The sequence below is a fragment of the Arthrobacter sp. C2 genome (assembly GCA_024207135.1).
Taxonomy (GTDB): Bacteria; Actinomycetota; Actinomycetes; order Actinomycetales; family Micrococcaceae; genus Paeniglutamicibacter.
This window is the reverse complement of the sequence record CP042428.1, coordinates 2,512,666-2,529,635: the sequence shown is the minus strand read 5'-3', so window position 1 is coordinate 2,529,635 and position 16,970 is coordinate 2,512,666. Positions and strand designations below refer to the sequence as shown.

Annotated in this window: 16 protein-coding genes; 10 read left to right on the top strand and 6 right to left on the bottom strand. The window is 66.5% G+C overall.

Annotation, left to right across the window (positions count from 1 at the left end; translation table 11 throughout):
- Window positions 1-24: 24 nt before the first annotated feature.
- The 8 genes from FPY90_RS11860 (at window position 25) to FPY90_RS11825 (ending at window position 9,419) form a co-directional block, all read left to right on the top strand.
- Window positions 25-1,791, top strand: coding sequence for an FAD-dependent oxidoreductase (locus FPY90_RS11860; RefSeq protein WP_498681152.1), 1,767 nt, complete (start codon window positions 25-27; stop codon window positions 1,789-1,791).
- A 52-nt stretch (window positions 1,792-1,843) separates the two neighbouring features.
- A complete protein-coding gene (locus FPY90_RS11855) occupies window positions 1,844-2,128 on the top strand; it encodes a YciI family protein (protein WP_071214309.1) in 285 nt (94 codons plus the stop codon).
- A 32-nt stretch (window positions 2,129-2,160) separates the two neighbouring features.
- Entirely contained in the window at window positions 2,161-3,225 is a 1,065-nt protein-coding gene (locus tag FPY90_RS11850) for an alcohol dehydrogenase catalytic domain-containing protein (protein WP_307579082.1), read from the top strand.
- Between the two features lie 41 nt (window positions 3,226-3,266).
- Entirely contained in the window at window positions 3,267-4,928 is a 1,662-nt protein-coding gene (locus FPY90_RS11845; protein ID WP_307579084.1) for an FAD-dependent oxidoreductase, read from the top strand.
- A 153-nt stretch (window positions 4,929-5,081) separates the two neighbouring features.
- Window positions 5,082-5,852 (top strand): SDR family NAD(P)-dependent oxidoreductase, encoded by a 771-nt coding sequence (locus tag FPY90_RS11840; RefSeq protein ID WP_071214306.1) that lies wholly within the window; start codon window positions 5,082-5,084, stop codon window positions 5,850-5,852.
- 479 nt (window positions 5,853-6,331) lie between these two features.
- Entirely contained in the window at window positions 6,332-7,318 is a 987-nt protein-coding gene (locus tag FPY90_RS11835; protein WP_307579089.1) for a Bug family tripartite tricarboxylate transporter substrate binding protein, read from the top strand.
- A 44-nt stretch (window positions 7,319-7,362) separates the two neighbouring features.
- Window positions 7,363-7,893 carry a tripartite tricarboxylate transporter TctB family protein gene (locus FPY90_RS11830; protein WP_071214304.1) on the top strand — a complete coding sequence of 177 codons (531 nt, stop codon included), beginning with the start codon at window positions 7,363-7,365 and terminating at the stop codon, window positions 7,891-7,893.
- Window positions 7,890-9,419: a tripartite tricarboxylate transporter permease gene (locus FPY90_RS11825; RefSeq protein ID WP_498681150.1), complete on the top strand. Its 1,530-nt coding sequence runs from the start codon at window positions 7,890-7,892 to the stop codon at window positions 9,417-9,419. Before FPY90_RS11830 ends, FPY90_RS11825 begins: the two co-directional genes overlap by 4 nt.
- A gap of 375 nt (window positions 9,420-9,794) precedes the next feature.
- Here FPY90_RS11825 and FPY90_RS11820 read toward each other — a convergent pair whose 3' ends face one another.
- The 6 genes from FPY90_RS11820 to FPY90_RS11795 form a co-directional block, all read right to left on the bottom strand.
- Window positions 9,795-10,049 carry a Txe/YoeB family addiction module toxin gene (locus FPY90_RS11820; protein ID WP_071214302.1) on the bottom strand — a complete coding sequence of 85 codons (255 nt, stop codon included), beginning with the start codon at window positions 10,047-10,049 and terminating at the stop codon, window positions 9,795-9,797.
- A gap of 3 nt (window positions 10,050-10,052) precedes the next feature.
- Window positions 10,053-10,301 carry a type II toxin-antitoxin system Phd/YefM family antitoxin gene (locus tag FPY90_RS11815; RefSeq protein ID WP_071214524.1) on the bottom strand — a complete coding sequence of 83 codons (249 nt, stop codon included), beginning with the start codon at window positions 10,299-10,301 and terminating at the stop codon, window positions 10,053-10,055.
- Between the two features lie 278 nt (window positions 10,302-10,579).
- Entirely contained in the window at window positions 10,580-10,855 is a 276-nt protein-coding gene (locus FPY90_RS11810) for an HPr family phosphocarrier protein (RefSeq protein WP_071214301.1), read from the bottom strand.
- Window positions 10,856-10,903: 48 nt separating this feature from the next.
- Window positions 10,904-12,973 carry a PTS fructose transporter subunit IIABC gene (locus FPY90_RS11805; protein ID WP_498681148.1) on the bottom strand — a complete coding sequence of 690 codons (2,070 nt, stop codon included), beginning with the start codon at window positions 12,971-12,973 and terminating at the stop codon, window positions 10,904-10,906.
- Window positions 12,970-13,950 (bottom strand): 1-phosphofructokinase family hexose kinase, encoded by a 981-nt coding sequence (locus tag FPY90_RS11800; protein WP_498681147.1) that lies wholly within the window; start codon window positions 13,948-13,950, stop codon window positions 12,970-12,972. The genes FPY90_RS11805 and FPY90_RS11800 overlap by 4 nt, the downstream gene beginning before the upstream one ends.
- Window positions 13,947-14,723, bottom strand: a complete 777-nt coding sequence (locus FPY90_RS11795) for a DeoR/GlpR family DNA-binding transcription regulator (protein ID WP_498681145.1) — start codon at window positions 14,721-14,723, stop codon at window positions 13,947-13,949. Before FPY90_RS11795 ends, FPY90_RS11800 begins: the two co-directional genes overlap by 4 nt.
- A 607-nt stretch (window positions 14,724-15,330) precedes the next feature.
- Here FPY90_RS11795 and FPY90_RS11790 point away from each other — a divergent pair.
- Both FPY90_RS11790 and FPY90_RS11785 read left to right on the top strand, forming a co-directional pair.
- On the top strand, window positions 15,331-15,999 hold the full coding sequence (locus FPY90_RS11790) for a DUF4956 domain-containing protein (protein WP_498681143.1): 669 nt from the start codon (window positions 15,331-15,333) through the stop codon (window positions 15,997-15,999).
- A gap of 2 nt (window positions 16,000-16,001) precedes the next feature.
- Window positions 16,002-16,832: a polyphosphate polymerase domain-containing protein gene (locus FPY90_RS11785; protein WP_498681142.1), complete on the top strand. Its 831-nt coding sequence runs from the start codon at window positions 16,002-16,004 to the stop codon at window positions 16,830-16,832.
- Window positions 16,833-16,970: the final 138 nt, after the last annotated feature.

The window sequence follows — 16,970 nt, the reverse complement described above, 5'->3', positions numbered from 1 at the left end:
TTGAACTGAACGGAAACACCCACCATGAGCACCACTCCCATCCAAGCATCCGAGGTCGATGTCGTTGTCGTCGGATCCGGCGCCGGCGGACTGTCCGCCGCGGTGACCGCCGCCTACCACGGGCTGAAGGTGGTCGTGGTGGAAAAGGCCGAGGTATGCGGCGGAGCCACCTCCTGGTCCGGCGGCTGGGCCTGGACCCCGGGCAACCCGCTGGCCAAGGCCGCGGGCGTCAACGAGGACCGGGAGGAATTCCGCACCTACCTGCGCCACCGGCTGGGGGCTCGCTACAACGCTGCACGCGTGGACGCCTTCCTCGAAGCGGTGCCGCACATGGTCGGCTTCTTCCACCAACGCACCTCCCTGCAATTCACCCCCGGCGCGAAGATCAACGACATCTATGGGGACACCCCCGGAGCCGGCACCGGACACCGCTCGGTGGGCCCCGCCCCGTACAACGCGCGGAACATCAAGCCCGGGCTGCGGGCCAAGATGCGCCACCAGCTCTACGCCACCAGCTTCCTGGGCATGGGCATCATGGCCGGGGAAGACCTGTCCAAGTTCCTCTCCGCCTCCCAGGGAAGCATCCCAGGCATCCTGCATGCGGCCAAGCGCGTCACCACCCACCTGTTCGACCTGGCCGTGCACCGCCGGAACATGCAGCTGGTCAACGGCACCGCGCTGACCGCACGCTTGATGAAGTCCGCCGACGACCTGGGCGTGGACATCCGCGTGTCCACCGCCGCACACCAACTGCTCACCGACGACGCGGGCCGGGTCACCGGGGTTAAGCTCAGCGGCCCGAACGGCGATTACACCCTGGCCGCCCGCCGCGGCGTGGTGCTGGCCACCGGCGGCTTCCCGCAGAACGCCGCCCTGCGCGCCGAACTCTTCCCCCACACCCCCACTGGCAACGAACACTGGTCCCTGGCCCCGGCCGAGGCCAACGGTGCGGGCCTGGACATGGCGCGGGCCGTGGGCGCACGCTTCAACACCGATATGGCCTCCCCTGCCGCATGGTGCCCGGTCTCTCTGATCAAGTACCCCAACGGGAAAACCGGCACCTTCCCGCACATCATGGACCGCGCCAAGCCAGGCAGCATCGGGGTGCTGGCCAACGGCAAGCGCTTCGTCAACGAGGCCAACGGCTACTACGACTACGTCGACGCCATGATCAAGGCGAGCGGCGAGGGCCAGGCGGTGCAGGCCTGGCAGATCGCCGACTCGCGCTACGTCCGTCGCTTCCCGCTGGGCATGGCCAAGCCGCTTCCGGTGCCGCTGGCCCCGTACCTGCGCAGCGGCTACCTGGTGAAGGGCAGCACCTTGGAGGAGTTGGCGGCCAAGTGCGGCATCGATCCGGCACAGCTCGCCGCAACCGTGGCTGACTTCAACGCCAACGCGGCCCGGGGCATCGACCCGGAGTTCGGGCGCGGCGAAAGCGCGTTCAACCGCTATGGCGGGGACGCGAAAAACACCCCCAACCCCTCGCTCGGCCCGATCGAGAAGGGTCCGTTCTACGCGGTCAAGGTGGTGCCCGGATCCTTCGGCACCTTCGCCGGCATCGACGTGGATGCCGCGGCCCGCGTGCTCGACGAGTCCGGGAACGTGATCGCCGGGCTCTACGCGGCGGGCAACGACCAGGCCAGCGTCATGGGCGGGCACTACCCGGCCGGCGGCATCAACCTCGGGCCCGCGCTGACCTTCGGATACGTCGCAGCGCGCGACATGGCCGGAACCACCGCTTATGAAGACGACGGCACCGAGGCCCCCGCGCTCGAGGATCGCACCCGTTAGCTAGCAGCACCCACCGATTTCCAAACACACAACATCCCAGGAGCACCACGCCATGAACACCTACGCCATTAGCTACACCTACTCGGACGAGACCGCTTCGAGGCGCGACGAGGTCCGCCCCACCCACGTCGAGTTCCTGAAGGACCGCTTCGAGGCAGGCCGCCTGTTGGTCAGCGGTCCCGTCGACTCCGGCGCCGGCGCCCTGCTGATCATCAGCGCCGCCGACGAGGCCGACGCGCTGGCCATGATGGATGCCGACCCGTTCGCCCAGGCCGGGCTGATCACCGAGCGCGGCATCCGTCGCTGGGACATCTTCTTCGGCAAGGACAAGCTCTAGGCCTCGCGGCCCGGACGGGAGAGGACAAGACCATGCTCAGAGCACACACCACCAAGCGCCGGACCATCGAATTCCGCGACGAGGACATGCCCGCGCTGCGTCCCGGGCACGCCCTGGTGCGCGTCCAGCACGTCGCCCTGTGCGGCACCGACCTGCACATCTGGGACGACGACTATCCGACGGACCTTCCGCTGGTCCAGGGCCACGAGTTCGTCGGCATCATCGAGGCCATCGACTTTGGCACCGAGGCAGCGCCGGGAGCAGAGCAGCTTCCGGTGGGTGCGCCGGTGGCGGTCAGCCCCATGGTCTACTGCAACGAGTGCGGTCCCTGCAAGGCCGGGCGCTACAACGTCTGCCAGTCAATTTCCTGCCTGGGCTGCTACGAGGACGGCGCGCTGGCCGAAGTGGTCAGCGTCCCTGTCGGCAAGCTCCATGTGCTGCCCGAGGGCATGCCCGTGAGGCTGGCCGCCCTCGGGGAGCCCGGTTCGATCGCGATGCAGGCCGTCAACCGGGGAACCCCGGTGGAGGGCGAAACCGCGCTGGTGCTGGGGTGCGGGCCGATCGGGCTGCTGGCCACCTTGTTCCTGGCCGAGCGCGGGGTCACGGTCATCGCCTCGGATCTTTCGGAATCGCGCCTCGAACTGGCCCGGGCCTTCGGGGCCGTGGCCACGCTGAAGGCCGGCTCCGGCGAATTCCCGAACCCCGAACAGCAGGCCGAACTCGAGAGCTGGTGCCCGCTGTCGGGCCCGTCGCTGGTCATCGAGGCCACGGGCGTTCCGGTCTCCTTCGAGAACGCGGTCCGCCTGGCCGCGCCCACGGCACGCATCGTCCAGGTCGGGATCTCCACGGCAACCGCGGCACTGTCCATGAGGGATGTCCCCTTCAAGGAACTTGACATCCGTGGCAGCCGCAACTCGCTGAACCTGATCCCGGAGGCACTCGAGGTGCTCAACCGGCACCACGACCTCGCCTACAAGCTGATCACCCACAGCTTCGATTTGAAGCAGCTGGGGCAGGCCTTCGAGACCATGCTGGATCCCGGGCAAAACGTCGGGAAGATCGTCATCGACATGCCCGCCAGCGTCCTGGCCTCCTAAGAGCCCCGTCCCCGAGTCCCACCGAACGAAAGCGCCGAACCATGAACACCCCCCTTGCCTCCCCGGCCACACCGATCACCGAGCTGGAGCCCGGCTATGACGTGGTGGTCATCGGGTCCGGTGCCGCCGGCCTGACCGCCGCGGTGCGTGCCGCCCACGCGGGGGCCAACGTGCTGGTGCTGGAGAAGGCCGCGCTGCTGGGCGGAACCAGTTCCGCCGGCGGCGGCGTGATCTGGGCACCGAACAACCACCTGGCCCGCGAAGCCGGATTTGCCGACTCGAAGGCGGCCGGGGCCGCCTACCTGCACGCCGCGGCAGGCCACGCCGTGGAGCAGGCCGACATCGACTGGTTCGTTGACACCGCGGCGCAGGCCATCGAGTTCCTCGACGGCCAGACCCGGGTGAACCTCGTGCCGCTGGCACGGCCGGACTACCACATGGAATGGGACGGCGCCGCGCACGGCGGTCGAAGCCTGGACAACCTGCCGTTCTCCGGGGAAGGGTACCCCGGGCTCAGCGCCATGCTGCGCCCGCCAACCTATTTCCCGCTGCTGAGCATGATCGAGCGCGACAACCTCAACGGGCGGGCCCCCGACGCGGGGCTGCTCGCCAAACGAGCCGCCTCGGGGGTGCGCACCATGGGCGGCGCCCTGGTGGGCTCCCTGGCTGCCACCGCCCTGGACCTGGGAGTGGTCTTGGCCCTCGAGGCACCGGTGACCGACATGGTGCGCGGAGACGCGGGATGGCGTCTCACGGTGGACGGCTCGGTTGCGGTTCGCGCCGATGCGGTGGTCATCGCCTCGGGCGGGTTCGAATGGAACGAGCGGCTGCGCCGGGCGTTTTTGCCGCTGCCGGTCACTCCCATCGGCGCCCCGTCGAACGAGGGCGACGGACTGGAACTTGGACTCGCCGTCGGTGCCACGGTGCGGGACATGACAGCGGTCTGGGGCGTGCCGGTGATCACCCCGCCGGCGCAGCAATACGACTCCAGGCCCTCGGGCCGCATGGGCAACGTGGAGATGACGTTGCCGGGTTCCATCACCGTCAATGCCTCGGGGCGCCGCTTCGTGAACGAGGCCCTGAACTACCACGATGCCGCGCGGGTCTTCGCCAACATCGATCCGAACACCTCACACCAGGCCAACAACCCGGCCTGGCTCGTGTTCGATGCCAACTACCTCGAAAAGTACCCGGTGGCCGGTTCCACTCCCGGGGTGCCCGAGGAGTGGATGACCAGCGCCGAGTCCCTGGAGGACCTGGGCCGGGCACTGGGCATCGATGCCGCCGCCCTGGCCGAAACGGTGCGCATCTTCAACCTGGACGCCGAAAAAGGCGTGGACACCGGGTTCGGGCGCGGCGGCAGCGAGCAGGACCGTCACCTGGGGGATGCGTCGAACCTGCCCAACCCCTGTCTGGCACCGCTGGCGCGCGCACCGTTTTACGCGGTGCCGTTGCATGCCGGTGTGCTCGGCACCTCGGGCGGGCTGGCCACCAACCACGACGGGCAGGTCCTGGACCGGCACGGCAAGCCGATCGAGGGGCTCTACGCGGCGGGGAATGTTGCCGCGAGCGTGTTCCGCAACAACTACCCCGGTGGCGGGGCAACCCTCGGCTCGGCGGTGACCCGTGCCTTTGCTGCGGGTAGGCACATCGCCGCCGAGGGTGCACGAAAGCGGGCCGCCGCAGGGGTCGTTCGCGCATGATTCCGCAGATGCCCGGGGGCACCGAGGTGCTCCGCCGAACGCATACCTGCTGCATGGATGGCCTGGGCCCAAGGCCCACAAGCCATGAGCGAAGCTGTAGGCCCGGATATCTTCCGGGACTCCACACTCGTATCGCACACCAAGGAGAATCTCATGGATGATCCCATACTGGCACCCCCGCCAGATTTTAGTCCGTGGCCGGGCCGCTTCGCCCAGCGGGTGGTCCTGGTGACCGGGGCCAGCGGGGGACTGGGCTCCACCGCCGTGGAACGGCTGCGCCGGGAGGGCGCAGTGGTGGTGGCCACCGACGTGGTCGCGCCCGTCGAGGCTCCGGGGGATGACGGGCTGTCGCAGAGCCTGGACGTCACGGATCCGGGGCAATGGTCGCAGGTGCTGGAGGGGATACTGGGGCGTTTCGGCCGGCTCGACGGGGCCCTGTTTTGCCACGGGCTCCAGGGACCGGAAACGCCGGTGGACCAGATGCCCCAGGCCGGATGGAACCGGACCTTGGAAATCAACCTCACCGGGTGCCTCCACGGGTTGCAGGCCGTCTTGCCGGTGATGCGTGAGGCCCGTTACGGACGGATCGTCATGCTCGCCTCGATCGCGGGGCGGGAAGGCAACCCGAACATGGCTGCCTACTCGGTTTCCAAGGCGGGTCTGATTGCGCTGGGCAAGACCGCGGCCAAGGAGAATGCCCGCCATGGCATCTCCATCAACTGCGTCGCTCCGTCCATGTTCCAGACGCCGCTGCTTGCGGCACTTAGTCCGGAACGCAATGCCGAACTGCTCTCACGCGTGCCGATGGGGCGGGTAGGCGATCCCACCGAGTTTGCGGCGCTGGCCGCCTGGCTGCTCTCTTCCGAAGCCAGTTACATGACCGGGCAGACCCTGGATCTCAGCGGGGGCCGCAACAGTGCCTGACCTCCACCCGTGGACCACAGGCGCGCGTGGCCTGGCTGAAGCAGCTGACCCCGGCGTGCGCAAAGCGCGCAAGTGTTACGGCCGTCCGTCCGCTGACCGAACCCTGGAAGGATTCCGCACGGGGCAATTGTCGAGCGGTTCGGATGCCGGGTGATGGAGCTTGAATACCTTGTCAACGGGGTTTTTTGAGGAACTTTGAACAAGTATCGGCTGTGTTGTCGGTGCGAAAATGCGGTCGAATGCCTGCCGTTGAAGTTCGGATTTTTACAGTGGCTTGCATCACAGCATGCAGTACGCTACGTTACAGGTTGTTCGCATTAAGTACATATGTGCGCATTACGCACAAGTACTGATCGAGCAGGCACTGCGAGGAAGCCTTGGCGAAACCCGTCCGGCACCACCAGCCCACCCAGCTAGGACATATACATTCGCACCGCGTCGGGCACCTGCCCGGCCACCAAAATTCCAGGGGAACCATCATGAAAAAGACCATCCTCCGTTCCGCGGCACTGATTGCCGCAGGCCTGCTGACAGTCACCGGTTGTTCGGCCAACGCCAAGTCCGGTGGCACGGCCGACGGGGACTTCCCGTCCAAGGACGTCCGCCTGATCGTGCCGTGGGCTGCCGGTGGCTCCGGCGACCTGACCGCACGCACCATCGCCCCGCTGCTGGAAAAAGACCTCGGCGTCAACGTGATCGTGGAAAACAAGCCGGGTGCCAACGGTTCGGTGGCCTACAACTGGCTGGCCGAGCAGGAACCGGACGGCTACAACCTGGCCATGATGGGCGTCGAGGTCGCTACCTTGCAGTTCATGGACTACGACATCAAACCCGAGAACTACGCGCCGATCGGCCAGGGGCTGGCCGGACCCGGGGCCATCGCCGTCCCCGTGGATTCCCCGTTCAAGACCCTCGAAGACCTGATTGCCGCGGCCAAGGCCAAGCCGGGCGAAGTGACCTTCTCCTCCCCGGGCATCGGCTCGGTGTGGGACTCCCCGGCAGCCGGCCTGCAGCAGTTGGCCGACATCAAGCTGACCTCGGTTCCGTTTGACGGGTCGGCCCCGGCCATCGCCGCAGCGGCCTCCGGCAAGGTCGACTTCTCCATTGACGCCATCGGTTCGCAGAAGGTCCAGGTCGACGGCGGCCACCTGCGTTACCTGGCCATGCTCACCGACGAGCGTGATCCGGACAACTCGGATGTGCCCACCGCCAAGGAAGCCGGCGTGGACCTGCAAAACGCCTCCTGGGTCGGGATCATGGCGCCGAAGGACACCCCCGAGGACACCGTGAAGAAGCTCTCCGACGCCATGGAGAAGGCCACCGCCGACGCCAGCTACCAGGAGGTCATCAAGTCCTCGAACCTGGTGCCGACCTTCAAGGACTCCACCGAGATGGCTGCCTTCATCCAGGACGAGGCCAAGCGCTATGGCCCGTGGATCGACTATGCCAAGAACAACACCAAGTAGTTCCCTGGCCCGTCCCTGGGCACCTAAAAGTCAGCGAGGAGAGCATGACTGACCAACCACCGCTTGAAGAAATCGACCAAGACGCGGCCATCGAGTCCGCGCACCACCACGAGGAACCACTGGTCCGCGACCTTCCGGTGCGCCTGCGCGAGCTGATCGCCGTGGCCGCTTGCCTCGGTCTGGGGATCTGGATCCTGGTTGCCGGCAAGGGCATCGTCGTGCGCGGCAGTGCGGAGCTGGGCCCGGTCTTCTGGCCGAACATGCTCGGGGCCGGACTGATCCTCTTCGGCGCGGTGATCGTGCTGAACAACGTGATGCGCGGGGTCCGCAAGGCCGATGTCCCGGAGCGGATCACCACCTCGGGGCTGGCGATGTTCGGGATGACGATGGCGGTATGCATCGGCTACCTGCTGCTGTGGAACGTCCTGCAGTTCTGGATTATCACCTTTGTCGCGCTCGCTCTGTTCACCCTGGTCCTGGGCGGGCGCAGCTGGAAGGCCGTGCTGGCCTTCCCCACGGTGACCACCGCGGTCCTCCATTTCCTGTTCATCGTTGCATTGCGAGTCCCGCTATGATCACCGTTTTCACCTCACCCGTCACCGACGGCATCGCCGCGGTGATGGCCCCCGACACCCTGATGATTATCGGCATCGGCATCCTCATCGGCATGCTCGTCGGGGCCTTCCCCGGGGTCACCGCCACCATGGCTGTGGCCCTGGCCTCCGGGTTCACCCTCACCATGGAACCCACCCAGGGTCTGGCCATGCTGCTGACCATCTACGTGGCGGCGCAGTTCGGGGACAGGATCCCCGCAATCCTGATCAACACCCCCGGCACGCCGGCCTCGATAGCCACCACGTTCGACGGCTACCCGCTGGCCCGCCAGGGCAAGGCCGGCCTGGCGCTGACCACCTCGGCGCTGGGCTCGGCGGTCGGCATGATCTGCGGCATCGCGATCCTTGCGGTCGCTGCGGTCCCGCTTTCGGCCTTCGCCATGCAATTCGGTCCGGCGGAGATGTTTGCGCTGGTGGTCTTCGGGTTGACCATGATGGTGGGTGTGTCCTCGGGACGGATCTTCAAGGGCCTGGCCGCCGGTGCGTTCGGGTTGTTCCTGGCCACCGTCGGGCGCGATCCCATCACCGGGGACCAGCGCTTCACCATGGGCATCCTGGAACTGAACGGCGGAATCCCGTTCATTCCGGTGATCATCGGCTTCTTCGGGCTGGCCGAGGTCATCAACCAGATCCTCACCCACCGCAAGGGCAAGGGCATCAAGCCCATCAGCCAGATGGGCCAGTGGATGCCCGACGGCAAGCTGCTCAAGCGCCTGGCCAAGCCCACGGCCATCGGTGCCGCCACCGGTTCGGTGATTGGCCTGGTTCCCGCCGTGGGCGGGGACATTGCCGGGATCATCGGCTGGGACAACGCCCGCAAGGCCTCGAAGAAGAAGCACGAATTCGGCAAGGGCTCGCTCGAGGGACTGACCGCGGGGGACACCTCTTCCACCGCGACGCTGGGCGGATCAATCACCACCACCATGGCCCTGGGCGTGCCCGGGGACTCGGTGATGGCCGTGATGATCGGCTCGATGATGATCTGGGGCATCCAGCCCGGTCCTGGCCTGTTCAGCAGCCACCCGGATTTGATCGCGTCGCTGGTGACCATCCTGCTGATCGCCACGGTGCTCACCCTGGTGTTGAGCCTGCTGCGCATGAAGGGCGTCATCAAGCTGCTCGAGCTGCCGGACCACTTCCTGTGGGTCGTCATCCTGGTGTTCTGCATGGTCGGCACCTACTCGATCAACAACTCGGTGTTCGACGTCTTCATGATGCTGATCTTCGGCATGGTGGGTTTGTTCATGCTGCGCTTCGGGTTCCCTCCGGGTCCGGCGGTGCTGGGACTCATCCTGGGCCCGCTGGCAGAATCGAACCTGCGCCGCGCATTGCTGACCGATGGCTGGGCCTCGATCTTCACCAGCCCGATCGCCGTGGTGCTGCTGGTTATCGCGGTGCTGGCCGTGACGCTTCCGCCGTTGCGCCAGTTGGTGCGCCGCCGCAAGGCCGCCAACGAGGGCAAGAAGGTTCCGACGCTGCAGCCGTAATGCGGTGATCCGCCCCTGCGACCGGAGACAACCCGGGGGCGGAGCCAAGAAGCGTCGCACCACGTGCTGCTCCCCATCGGGAGCGCGGCGGCAACCGCGTTCCCGAGCAGTACCTCAATATGCTGAAGCGTCCCGGGTGGGCCGAAAAGAAGCCCGCCCGGGACGTTGCTATATATAAGGAGTCGCGGAACCTATGCGTCGTGGTCCGTTTCCAGGATCGTGGCCAGGGTCTCGAGCACGGATTCTGCACCGAGGCCCTCCGCAGAAACTGCCGTGGGGAAGGCGCCGGAGGGGCGCGGATTGCGAAAAGTTGTTCCGCGACGGCTGAAGGCCGAGACCATTCAAGTCCAAGACGAACGCGGCTGAAAGAACTGTTCAGTAGTGGTATCTGGCTTGAAGAATCACCAAGTCATCTTGAATCACGAGGTAAACCAGCCGGTGTTCTTCGGTGATGCGGCGGGACCAAGAACCTTGTGCGCCGTATCTAAGTTGTTCAGGCTTCCCTATGCCGGCATAGGGATCGCGCAGGGTGGCATCAATGAGCTTGTTGATACGTTTGAGAATGTTGCGGTCGACTGATTGCCAATGGACGTAGTCTTCCCATGCGGACTGATCCCAGACGAGTCTCATGGATCAATCGCGATCGAGCTCATGCTCGGAGTGCTCTCCCGTGGTGGCGCGCTCGTATGAGTCCAACAGGCGCCGGGCGTTGGCCGGAGACCGGAACAAATAGGCTGTCTCCTGCCAGGCAGCGTAGTCATCTGCGGGCATCAGGACGGCGTTGCCGCGGCGGGAAACAATCTCCACGGCGATGCGATCCTCATTGATGCGATCGATCAGAGGAAATAGTGTTTTTCGCGCCTCGCTGGCTGAAATCGACATGGCCTGGACCTCCAAGGTTGTACGACTTTATTGTACCACTTTGGGGTTCTGTTGACATCGACCAAATCATTCGCTGGCACGACTCTTAAGCTGTCCTGCAAACGTTGGATTGGGAACACCTCGGCGCCACGCACGAGGTGCATTGAGCAGTTGAAGGCACCGGCATCGCCTGCTCTCGTGCGGTGCGCAGCCGATCTGTTCGGAAACGCAAATGTCCCGGGTGGAACTTCCTTGAGAAGTTCCACCCGGGACACAGGGCTCAAGCGCAGCGACCACGCTTAGGCGTCGTGGTCCGTTTCCAAAATCGCGGCCAAGGTCTCGAGCACGGACTCGGCACCCTCGCCATCTGCCCGCAGCACGACCTTGGTGCCGTGTCCGGCGCCCAAGCCCATCAGCGACAGGATGCTGGCGGCGTCGAGTGCGTCCTCGGCCGGCTCTCCCTCGCGGGCGATGGTGACCTCGAGGTCCTCGTTGCCGGCTGCCTCGGCGAAGATGGCTGCCGGGCGGGCATGCAGGCCCACGCGGCTGGCGATGGTGGCGATGCGTTCTGCCATGGGGAGCTCCTTGGGTTGGGGTGGGTTTGAGGGGTTGCCTGGTCCCGCTTACGCGGCGACCTTGACCGGTTCGGCGACGGCCGGCGCCTGCGTGACGGGCTTACGGACGAACTTCTTGAGCACGATCACCAGGACCGCCGAGACCACGGTTCCCACCAGGGTGGAGAGAAGGAACATCGGCCAGGTGTTGTTCATGGCGAAGAAGACGAAAATGCCGCCGTGCGGGGCCTGCGAGAGCACATGGAAGCCCATGATCATGGCCCCGGTGATGCCGCCGCCGACCATGGAGGCCGGGATGACACGCAGCGGGTCGGAGGCGGCGAACGGGATGGCACCCTCGGAGATGAACGAGAAGCCCAGCAGCCAGGCGGCCTTGCCGTTTTCGCGCTCGGCACCGGTGAACAACTTCGGCGAGATGACCGTGGCCAGGGCCATGGCCAGCGGTGGCACCATGCCGGCGGCCATGACCGCCGCCATGATCATCAGCGGGGCGGGGTTCGCGGCGATCGAGCCGGCACCCAGCCCGGCCACGGCGAAGGAGTAGGCGACCTTGTTGACCGGGCCACCCAAATCCACGGCCATCATGAGTCCCAGGATCAGTCCCAAGGTGATGGCGGCGGTGCCGGTCATGCCCGAGAGCCAGCCGTTCAGTGCCACGGTCAGCTTGGCGATTGGCCCGCCCAAGAGCAAGAACATCAGCCCGGAGGCGACGATCGAGGCCAGCAGCGGCACGATGACCACCGGCATCAGCCCGCGCATGAAGCGCGGGACCTTCCAGGAGGTGATCCAGCGGGCGGCCAGGCCGGCGAGCACGCCGCCGACGATGCCGCCGAGGAAGCCGGCGCCCATGAACCCGGCGACCGCACCGGCGGTGAAGCCCGGGGCGATGCCCGGCCGATCCGCGTAGGCGTAGGCGATGTAGCCGGCCAGCGCCGGGACCAGGAAGGCCATCGACAGGTTGCCGATCTTGAACGCGACGGCACCCAGGTAGACACCCAGCGGGCCGAATTGGGCGCCGATCTGCGTCACGACATCGGCACCAGGCAGGTTGAACAGGGTGTTTGAGCCCAGCACGTCGTCGGCGACCTCGGTGATCGCGTAGCCGCCGAGCAAGAAGCCCAGGGCCATGAGCAGCCCGCCGCCGGCGACGAACGGGATCATGTAGGAAACCCCGGTCAGCAGCGCGCGCTTGAGCCCGCCGCCGAAAGATTCCTTGCCTTCGGATGCGGTGGGCTCCTCGGCGCCCGCGCCCGCCGGGACGCGGCGGGCGTGCGGGTCCTTGGAAGCGGCGATGGCGTCGTTGATGAGCTTGGCCGGTTCGTCGATGCCGCGCTTGACCGGTACCTGGATCAGCGGCTTGCCGGCGAAGCGGGAGCGGTCGCGCACATCCACGTCCACGGCGAAGATCACGGCGTCGGCCGCGTCGATTGTTCCCTTGGGCAGCGGGGTGGAGCCCGAGGAACCCTGGGTCTCGACGGCGAATTCGACGCCCATCTCCTCGGCGGTCTGGGCCAGGGAGTCGGCGGCCATGTAGGTGTGGGCGATGCCGGTGGGGCAGGCGGTGACCGCGACGATCTTCGGCTTGGGCTGCTGCACAGGTGCATCGTCTGCCGGGGCGGGAGCCGGGGTTTCCGTGGCCGCGACGGCTGCGGCGGCGGCTGCCGGGTCGTCGGAGATCACCGCGGAGACCAGTTCCACGATCTCTTCCTCGCTGGTTGCGGCGCGCAGGGCGGCGGTGAAGGACTTCTTGACCAGTGCGCGGGCGAGCTTGGAGAGCAGCTTCAGGTGGGCCTGGTCGGCGCCCTCGGGGGCGGCGATGAAGAACACCAGGTCGGCAGGGCCGTCCTTGGCGCCGAAGTCCACGGCCGGGGCCAGCCGGGCCATGGCCAGGGTGGGCTCAAGCACCGCGGCCGAACGGCAGTGCGGGATCGCGATGCCGCCGGGCACGCCGGTGGCGGTCTTGGCCTCGCGGGCCTTGGCATCGGCGGCCAGGGCACTGGCATCGGTGGCCCGGCCCTGGGACGAGACCAGGGACGCGAGGTGTTCGATCACGTTGTCGGTGGTGGTGCCGAGATCTGCGTCCAGGCTGACAAGAGCCCGGTTGATGAGTTCGATCATGACGTCGTCCTTGGGGTGTTGGACAGCTCGGCGACGGTGACGGCGTCGGGAGCCAGCTGGTTGGGGGTGGGAATGGCGGAGCCCGGAAGGGACGCGGCAGCGGACCCGTAGGCCACGGCACGGGACAGGCAGTGGGCCGGGGAGTATCCGGCGACATCGGCCAGCAGGTACCCGGCCAGGGCCGAGTCACCCGCGCCGACGGTGGAGCGCGGGACGATGGGCGCGTGGCTGGCGGTCCACGCTCCCTCGTCGGTGACCAGCACCGCGCCCCCGGCGCCCAGGGTTGCCAGCACGGCACCGATCCCGCGGTCGACCAGTGTCCGGGCTGCGGTGGCGGCGGCGATGGGGGAGTCCTCGAAGCCGGCGGCCGTGCCCTGGCCGGTGAGCTCGGCCAGTTCCTCGGCGTTGGGCTTGACCAGGTCAGGCAGGGTGGTGACGCCGTCGGCGAAGAGCGCACGCAGCGGGGCCTCGGAGGTGTCCACAGCGATCTTCGGTGCCGCATCGCCCAGGGCCGTGCGGACCGTGGCCACCAACTCCGCGTAGAAGCCCGGTTCCACGCCCGGGGGCAGCGAGCCGGCCAGCACGAGCCAGGTCGCGGTCCGGGAAACCTCCACGACCACGCGCACCAGTTCCTGAAGCACCGCGGAGTTGAGCACCGGGCCCTGTTCATTGATCTTGGTGGTGGTGCCGTCGGGGTCGGTGATGGTGATGTTGGTGCGCAGCAGGTGGTCGATGTGCACCGAGCGGTGGTCGACGTCGTCCAGGATCAGTTGGCGCAGCAGCGGGTCGGTGCCGGCCCCGGGCAGCACCGCCAGGGTCTTGACCCCGGCCTGGGCGATGGCGCGCGAGACGTTCACGCCCTTGCCCGCGGCCTGGAGGTGGCTGCCGCGCGAGCGCTGCACGTCTCCGTGCGCCAGTGCGGCGCCCAGTTCGATGGTCTTGTCCAGGGCGGGGTTCATGGTCAGGGTGACGATCATGCCAGCACCACCTCCACGTCGGCGGCCTCGAGGGCCGCAGCCAGCTCGCCGGTCGGGGCGGCGTCGGTGACCAGGGTGTCGATTGCGTCGAGTTTCGCGAATTGCACGAGGGTGAGCCTTTCGAATTTGGAGGAATCCGCCAGCACGATCACGCGCTGGGCGCTGGCGACCATGGCGGTCTTGACCGTGGCCTCCATGGGGTCGGGTGTGCTCAGGCCGAAGCTGGAGTGCAGGGCGTTGGTGCCGATGAAGGCCACGTCGGCGCTGAGCCGGGAGAACTGCTCGACGGTCCCGGCGCCAGTGGCGGCGCTGGTCAGACCGCGCACCCGGCCACCGATGAGCTCCAGCGGGATCTGCGGGTTTCCGGCCAGGCGCTGTGCGATGGGCAGCGCGTGGGTGATGACCAGCGAGGGGGTGTTGAACGAGTTCCGGGCGATCAGCCCGGCCAGGATCTCGGTGGTGGTTCCGGCGTCGAGCATGACCGAGACGCCCTCGGCGGGCAGGAGCAGGTGGGCGGCCTGGGCGATGCGTGCCTTGGCCTCGGAGTGGATGGTGGTTCGTTCGTCGTGGCTTTCCTCCCGGGTGCTCACCGCCTGGGTGGCCACGGCCCCGCCATGGACGCGGCGCAGCGTGCCCTCGGATTCGAGCTGGGCCAAGTCCCGCCGCACGGTTTCGCGGGTGATCTCGAAGCGCGCCGAGAGTTCGGCTACGGTGACCTTCCCGTTGCCGGCGATCATCTCGGTGATCAGTCGGTGCCGTTCTTCGGCGAACATGGCTTCCTCGCATCCAGTGACGTGCCACACATGAATCTGTGTTTGAATGACTTTATGCCCGTTTGTGTGGCAACGTCAAGTGGTTTGCGCGGAAGGTGTGGGATTGCCTGTGGATGTGCCCGCTTTTTGGGCGAATCGCCAGCCGTGTTCGGGGCATGTGGCCATTCGGTTTCGGTGTTGAGGTGGCTTGACACCCGAAGGTTTGTGAACCCTCCGATTGCCTGCGGACGGCAATGTGCGGCAGTCCCGGCGGGGAGGGGCTCGGGTGCCTTAAGCTGCGGCCGTCGAATACCTGGGGACGGAAAATCGACTGAAGAGATGGTCGGCCCAGATGATCCAGCCGCTGGGGTTCAGCTTTCGGACACAGGCTTGTCTTGGTTGAGGGGCTGGCTGTTGGTGTTGCCTCCAAGTGTGTGGCGCCGCTGGTTCGGGACCTTCCGCCGGGAATCCGCCGGATCGTGGGGTCCCGGTTAATCCGCGGTTCATCCAGTGTTTGCCGCTTCTTCATGAGAGCCCTCTCATCAAAAACTCCTTTTCATCTCATAAAGAATCAATACCGTCCTAGTCAGACAGTGAATGAACAACACCTGAGATGAAGGAGTTCGATATGCAGAACTTTTGGATAGCCCTGGCAGCCAACATGGTTGCGATGCTGGTCCTGGTATGCGGCATCTACTACCGCCGGCACTTCCGCAAGGACCTTGCACTGGCATACCTGGCACTGAACTTCGGCATCTTCGGGGTGACGATGCTGCTCAACGGTTCCGGAGCCGGAGCCGGCCTGGGTCTGGGACTGTTCGGCATCCTGTCGATCATCCGCCTTCGATCGGATACCCTGACCCAGGAAGAGGTCGCCTACTACTTCATTTCGCTGGCGATCGGCCTAATCAACGGACTGCACCCGGACCCGGCCTGGCTTTCTCCGGCGCTGAGCCTGGCCATGGTGCTGGTCATGTTCGTCGCCGACCACCCGGCCTTCGGCCGACGCACCATGCGCCAGACCGTCACCCTCGACACTGCCTATGCGCAACAGCACCAGCTGCACGCCGCACTGGCCGAGCTGCTCAACGCCAAGGTGCTGCGCACCGTGGTGATCGAGCTGGACATGGTCCGCGACCTGACCATTGTGGACGTGCGCTTCCGCGCCAACACCGTGGCCGGCAAGCGTCGCGAGCTCCTTGACGCGCCGTCCATCGAATCGATCCCGACACCGGCAAGCACGCCGCAGCCGCACACCGCCGGCGAACGGGACCTTGCCCAGCGCCGGGGGCGATGACCATGACCACGACGCAGGGTTCCGGGACCGGGGTGCTGGCAGGATCGTGCGCCCGGGCGTTGGACTCGGCTGCCACGGCGGCGGATCCGATCTCGCTTGAGGAGGTCGTGAGCGAGGCCGCGTTGATGACCCGGGTGGATAAGAAGTTCTTGCTTTCGGCCGAGCAGTTCACCGAGCTGATGTCCCGGCTTGGCCCCGATTTCCGGATCATGGAGATCGAGGGACGCCGGATGTTCACCTACGAATCGGTGTACTTCGACACCCCCGACCTGGAGATGTTCACCGCGCACAAGCAGGGGCGCCGACGCCGCTACAAGATCCGCACACGCACCTACGCCGATTCCGGGTTGTGCATGTTCGAGGCGAAGTTCAAGGGTTTGCGCGGGCAGACCGTGAAGCACCGGATTCCCTACGAGGTTTCCGAGCGCGATGCCATCAACCCCGAGGCGACCGAGTTCCTGCGTGCGCAACTGCGCGCCGAGTACAACCAGGAACTGCCGCACCTGGAGCCGGTCATGCGCAGCGATTATGTCCGCGGGACCTTCGTGAACCCCCTGGACGAGGAGCGGCTGACCTGCGACGTGAACCTGGTGTACTCCCGGGAGGACGCCGCGGTGCACGGCCCGGACCTGTTCGTGATCGAGACGAAGACCGCCAGCGGACGCGGAGCGGCGGACTCGGCGTTGTCGCAGATGGGCATCCGCCCGGTGAGCATGAGCAAGTACTGCCTCGGCATCGCGCTGCTGCACCCACACCTGGCCGCCAACAAGTGGAGCCGGCTGCTCAGGCAGAACTTCGGCTGGAACCGCACCCCGCGGCAATTGTCGGCCTAAGCACCGGATTCAAAGGAGCGTCGTGGCCCCACCATCGCATGGTGGAGCCACGACGCTCCGTTGCTGTGTGCAGGACAGCCCAAGAAAACCCTTGGTCTTGCAACGGTGCATCGGCAGGCAAAAATCCGGGACAGGTGA